This window comes from Solilutibacter pythonis (assembly GCF_003697345.1).
Taxonomy (GTDB): domain Bacteria; phylum Pseudomonadota; class Gammaproteobacteria; order Xanthomonadales; family Xanthomonadaceae; genus Solilutibacter; species Solilutibacter pythonis.
In genome coordinates this window covers 1-5,400 of sequence record NZ_RFLY01000032.1, presented here as the reverse complement: position 1 = coordinate 5,400, position 5,400 = coordinate 1, and the positions used below count along the sequence as shown (strand labels likewise).

Below are 5,400 nucleotides of genomic sequence, written 5' to 3'. Positions count from 1 at the left end.
CCATCCGTCAGACGCCCGCACAAGTTACCTGCGTACACTTTCAAAGATCCCGACCCAGCCCTCAGCGGCTGAACCCTTCTATCGACTCCCGACCAAACCGCGCCAGAGAGCAGATCAATATACAGCACTTCACACGACTGTCAACACCCTGAACCAAAAAATTTCAACTTTTTGTTCAGCCGGCACTGCTTGAGGCGTGCCTGATTGTCAGTCTTTACCCTCGACCTGAATACGCAAATCGAAGGCTTTCACTTAATAAGAAACGCCCCATATCAAAGATATGGGGCGTTTGGGTAAGGCTCTGGCGATGACCTACTCTCGCATGCTGGATGCACACTACCATCGGCGCGGCTGCGTTTCACTTCCGAGTTCGGGATGGGATCGGGTGGTTCCACAGTGCTAATGTCGCCAGAAAGGGGGAAGGGTCGCGGTCGAGGGCATCGATTGATGCATATCGTCGCGTCCACCTTAAGGGGACGGAATGTAGCGAGTGCCTGGCGAAGAACACGGATTGACGTGCGTTTCGGCTCAAGGCCACTTGAGGTTATATGGTCAAGCCACACGGCTCATTAGTACTGGTTAGCTCAATACATTGCTGTACTTACACACCCAGCCTATCAACCACCTGGTCTTGATGGTGCCTTCAGGGGGCTTGTGCCCCGGGAGATCTCATCTTGAGGCGCGCTTCCCGCTTAGATGCTTTCAGCGGTTATCGCTTCCGAACATAGCTACCCGGCAGTGCCACTGGCGTGACAACCGGAACACCAGAGGTTCGTCCACTCCGGTCCTCTCGTACTAGGAGCAGCCCCTCTCAAATCTCCAACGCCCATGGCAGATAGGGACCGAACTGTCTCACGACGTTCTGAACCCAGCTCGCGTACCACTTTAAATGGCGAACAGCCATACCCTTGGGACCGACTACAGCCCCAGGATGTGATGAGCCGACATCGAGGTGCCAAACTCCGCCGTCGATATGAACTCTTGGGCGGAATCAGCCTGTTATCCCCGGAGTACCTTTTATCCGTTGAGCGATGGCCCTTCCATACAGAACCACCGGATCACTAAGTCCTACTTTCGTACCTGCTTGAGCCGTCACTCTTGCAGTCAAGCACGCTTATGCCTTTGCACACAGTGCGCGATGTCCGACCGCGCTGAGCGTACCTTCGAGCTCCTCCGTTACTCTTTGGGAGGAGACCGCCCCAGTCAAACTACCCACCATACACGGTCCCTGGCCCGGATTACGGGTCTAGGTTAGAACGTCAAGCACATCAGGGTGGTATTTCAAGGTTGGCTCCACCAAGGCTGGCGCCTCGGCTTCAAAGCCTCCCACCTATCCTACACAGACGAACTCAACGTTCAGTGTAAAGCTATAGTAAAGGTTCACGGGGTCTTTCCGTCTTGCCACGGGAACGCTGCATCTTCACAGCGATTTCAATTTCACTGAGTCTTGGGTGGAGACAGCGCCGCTGTCGTTACGCCATTCGTGCAGGTCGGAACTTACCCGACAAGGAATTTCGCTACCTTAGGACCGTTATAGTTACGGCCGCCGTTTACTGGGGCTTCGATCAAGAGCTTCGCCTTGCGGCTGACCCCATCACTTAACCTTCCAGCACCGGGCAGGCGTCACACCCTATACGTCCACTTTCGTGTTTGCAGAGTGCTGTGTTTTTGATAAACAGTCGCAGCGGCCTGGTATCTGCGGCCCTCCTCAGCTATTCACCATGGAGGGCGCACCTTCTCCCGAAGTTACGGTGCCATTTTGCCTAGTTCCTTCACCCAAGTTCTCTCAAGCGCCTGAGAATTCTCATCCTACCCACCTGTGTCGGTTTACGGTACGGTCTTCGTAAGCTGAAGCTTAGGAGCTTTTCCTGGAAGCGTGATATCAGCAGCTTTGTCCTATTGGACTCGTCCTTGGTCTCAACGTTGCGCTCCCGGATTTGCCTAAGAGCACCGCCTCAACCCTCTCACCGGGACAACCAACGCCCGGCCTGCCTAACCTTCTCCGTCCCTCCATCGCACTTACGCGAGGTGCAGGAATATTAACCTGCTTCCCATCGACTACGCTTTTCAGCCTCGCCTTAGGGGCCGACTCACCCTGCGCCGATTAACGTTGCGCAAGGAAACCTTGGGCTTTCGGCGTGCGGGCTTTTCACCCGCATTATCGTTACTCATGTCAGCATTCGCACTTCCGATACCTCCAGCAGACCTCTCGATCCACCTTCGCAGGCTTACGGAACGCTCCTCTACCGCGCATAACAAAGTTATGCACCCCAAGCTTCGGTTTACCGCTTAGCCCCGTTAAATCTTCCGCGCAGACCGACTCGACCAGTGAGCTATTACGCTTTCTTTAAAGGGTGGCTGCTTCTAAGCCAACCTCCTGGCTGTCTATGCCTTTCCACATCGTTCACCACTTAGCGGTAATTGGGGACCTTAGCTGTGGGTCTGGGTTGTTTCCCTTTTCACGACGGACGTTAGCACCCGCCGTGTGTCTCCCATGCAGTCCGTCTCGGTATTCGGAGTTTGCAATGGTTTGGTAAGTCGCGATGACCCCCTAGCCATAACAGTGCTCTACCCCCGAGAGGATTCACATGAGGCGCTACCTAAATAGCTTTCGAGGAGAACCAGCTATCTCCGGGTTCGATTAGCTTTTCACTCCTAATCACACCTCATCCCCTACCTTTGCAACGGGAGTGGGTTCGGGCCTCCAGTTCGTGTTACCGAACCTTCACCCTGGGCATGACTAGATCACCCGGTTTCGGGTCTACTGCCCGCGACTATGCGCCCTTATCAGACTCGGTTTCCCTTCGCCTCCCCTATACGGTTAAGCTCGCCACGAACAGTAAGTCGCTGACCCATTATACAAAAGGTACGCAGTCACCCCGAAGGGCTCCTACTGCTTGTACGCACACGGTTTCAGGTTCTATTTCACTCCCTTCACCAGGGTTCTTTTCGCCTTTCCCTCACGGTACTGGTTCACTATCGGTCGGTCAGGAGTATTTAGCCTTGGAGGATGGTCCCCCCATGTTCAGACAGGGTTTCTCGTGCCCCGCCCTACTCAATTTCATCCATATGGCCCTTTCGCATACAGGGCTATCACCTTCTATGGCCGGACTTTCCAGACCGTTTTGCTAAAACCACATGGACTTTTGGGCTAGTCCCCGTTCGCTCGTCACTACTGAGGGAATCTCGGTTGATTTCTTTTCCTACGGTTACTTAGATATTTCAGTTCACCGCGTTCGCTTCAATCAGTTATGTATTGGCTGATTGATACCCCTAAGGGTGGGTTTCCCCATTCGGACATCGCCGGATCGAAGCTTGTTGCCAGCTCCCCGACGCTTTTCGCAGGCTACCACGTCCTTCATCGCCTCTGACCGCCAAGGCATCCACCGTGTGCGCTTATTCGCTTGACCATATAACCTCAAGTCGCCTCGAAGTCATACAACCTTGTCGAATATCAACGACATTCAAATGTTAGGTGCATCACTGCACCCGCCTTAGCCTCAACGACACGTCTTGAGTATTCTTCATCTCAAACGCTCGCTACATTCCGGTTTTCATAGAACACACTCGAACCTCAACGTTCGAATGTTTCAATCTGATCTTCGTGTACGCATGTCATCCAGTTCTAAAAAAGAAGTGGTGGGTCTGGGAGGACTCGAACCACCGGCCTCACCCTTATCAGGGGTGCGCTCTAACCACCTGAGCTACAGACCCAACGTGTCGCGGCTTGCCAGTGGTGGAGCCTGTCGGGATCGAACCGACGACCCCCTGCTTGCAAAGCAGGTGCTCTCCCAGCTGAGCTAAGGCCCCAAAGGCTTGCCTTTCGGCAAGGGGACTTCTCTGGATGCAGGTGACTTGTGCGGACGCCTGACAGACTTGCTCTGTCGTGTCTCTAAAGGAGGTGATCCAGCCGCACCTTCCGATACGGCTACCTTGTTACGACTTCACCCCAGTCATCGGCCACACCGTGGCAAGCGCCCTCCCGAAGGTTAAGCTACCTGCTTCTGGTGCAACAAACTCCCATGGTGTGACGGGCGGTGTGTACAAGGCCCGGGAACGTATTCACCGCAGCAATGCTGATCTGCGATTACTAGCGATTCCGACTTCACGGAGTCGAGTTGCAGACTCCGATCCGGACTGAGAGAAGGTTTCTGGGATTGGCTTACCCTCGCGGGTTCGCAGCCCTCTGTCCTTCCCATTGTAGTACGTGTGTAGCCCTGGCCGTAAGGGCCATGATGACTTGACGTCATCCCCACCTTCCTCCGGTTTGTCACCGGCGGTCTCCCTAGAGTTCCCACCATTACGTGCTGGCAACTAGGGACAAGGGTTGCGCTCGTTGCGGGACTTAACCCAACATCTCACGACACGAGCTGACGACAGCCATGCAGCACCTGTGTTCGAGTTCCCGAAGGCACCAAGGCATCTCTGCCAAGTTCTCGACATGTCAAGGCCAGGTAAGGTTCTGCGCGTTGCATCGAATTAAACCACATACTCCACCGCTTGTGCGGGCCCCCGTCAATTCCTTTGAGTTTCAGTCTTGCGACCGTACTCCCCAGGCGGCGAACTTAACGCGTTAGCTTCGATACTGAGCTCCAAGTTGAGCCCAACATCCAGTTCGCATCGTTTAGGGCGTGGACTACCAGGGTATCTAATCCTGTTTGCTCCCCACGCTTTCGTGCCTCAGTGTCAGTGCTGGCCCAGATAGCCGCCTTCGCCACGGATGTTCCTCCTGATCTCTACGCATTTCACTGCTACACCAGGAATTCCGCTATCCTCTACCGCACTCTAGCCTGCCAGTATCAAATGCAGTTCCCAGGTTGAGCCCAGGGCTTTCACATCTGACTTAACAAACCACCTACGCACGCTTTACGCCCAGTAATTCCGAGTAACGCTTGCACCCTTCGTATTACCGCGGCTGCTGGCACGAAGTTAGCCGGTGCTTATTCTTTGGGTACCGTCATGACTCGCGGGTATTAACCGCAAGCTTTTCTTTCCCAACAAAAGGGCTTTACAACCCGAAGGCCTTCTTCACCCACGCGGCATGGCTGGATCAGGCTTGCGCCCATTGTCCAATATTCCCCACTGCTGCCTCCCGTAGGAGTCTGGACCGTGTCTCAGTTCCAGTGTGGCTGATCATCCTCTCAGACCAGCTACGGATCGTCGCCTTGGTGGGCCTTTACCCCGCCAACTAGCTAATCCGACGTCGGCTCATCTATCTGCGCGAAGCCCGAAGGTCCTCCGCTTTCACCCGTAGGTCGTATGCGGTATTAGCGTAAGTTTCCCTACGTTATCCCCCACAAATAGGCAGATTCCGACGTATTCCTCACCCGTCCGCCACTCGCCACCCAGGGAGCAAGCTCCCTTGTGCTGCCGTTCGACTTGCATGTGTTAGGCCTGCCG

At 54.6% G+C, this 5,400-nt stretch carries 1 protein-coding gene, 2 tRNA genes and 3 rRNA genes; 1 reads left to right on the top strand and 5 read right to left on the bottom strand.

Features of this window, described 5'->3' with window-relative positions; genetic code table 11:
* Window positions 1-193, top strand: a 193-nt coding sequence (locus EBB59_RS14115; RefSeq protein WP_211327759.1) for a hypothetical protein, incomplete at its 5' end; no start/stop codon positions are given.
* Between the two features lie 106 nt (window positions 194-299).
* On the opposite strand, the gene rrf is transcribed toward EBB59_RS14115, so the two are convergent.
* From rrf to EBB59_RS12950, 5 genes are all read right to left on the bottom strand, one after another.
* Window positions 300-413, bottom strand: a 5S ribosomal RNA gene (gene rrf, locus EBB59_RS12970).
* Between the two features lie 135 nt (window positions 414-548).
* Window positions 549-3,410, bottom strand: a 23S ribosomal RNA gene (locus EBB59_RS12965).
* 227 nt (window positions 3,411-3,637) lie between these two features.
* A tRNA-Ile gene (locus EBB59_RS12960) sits at window positions 3,638-3,714 on the bottom strand.
* A 20-nt stretch (window positions 3,715-3,734) separates the two neighbouring features.
* Window positions 3,735-3,810, bottom strand: a tRNA-Ala gene (locus EBB59_RS12955).
* A gap of 84 nt (window positions 3,811-3,894) precedes the next feature.
* A 16S ribosomal RNA gene (locus EBB59_RS12950) occupies window positions 3,895-5,400 on the bottom strand; the annotation flags it as partial.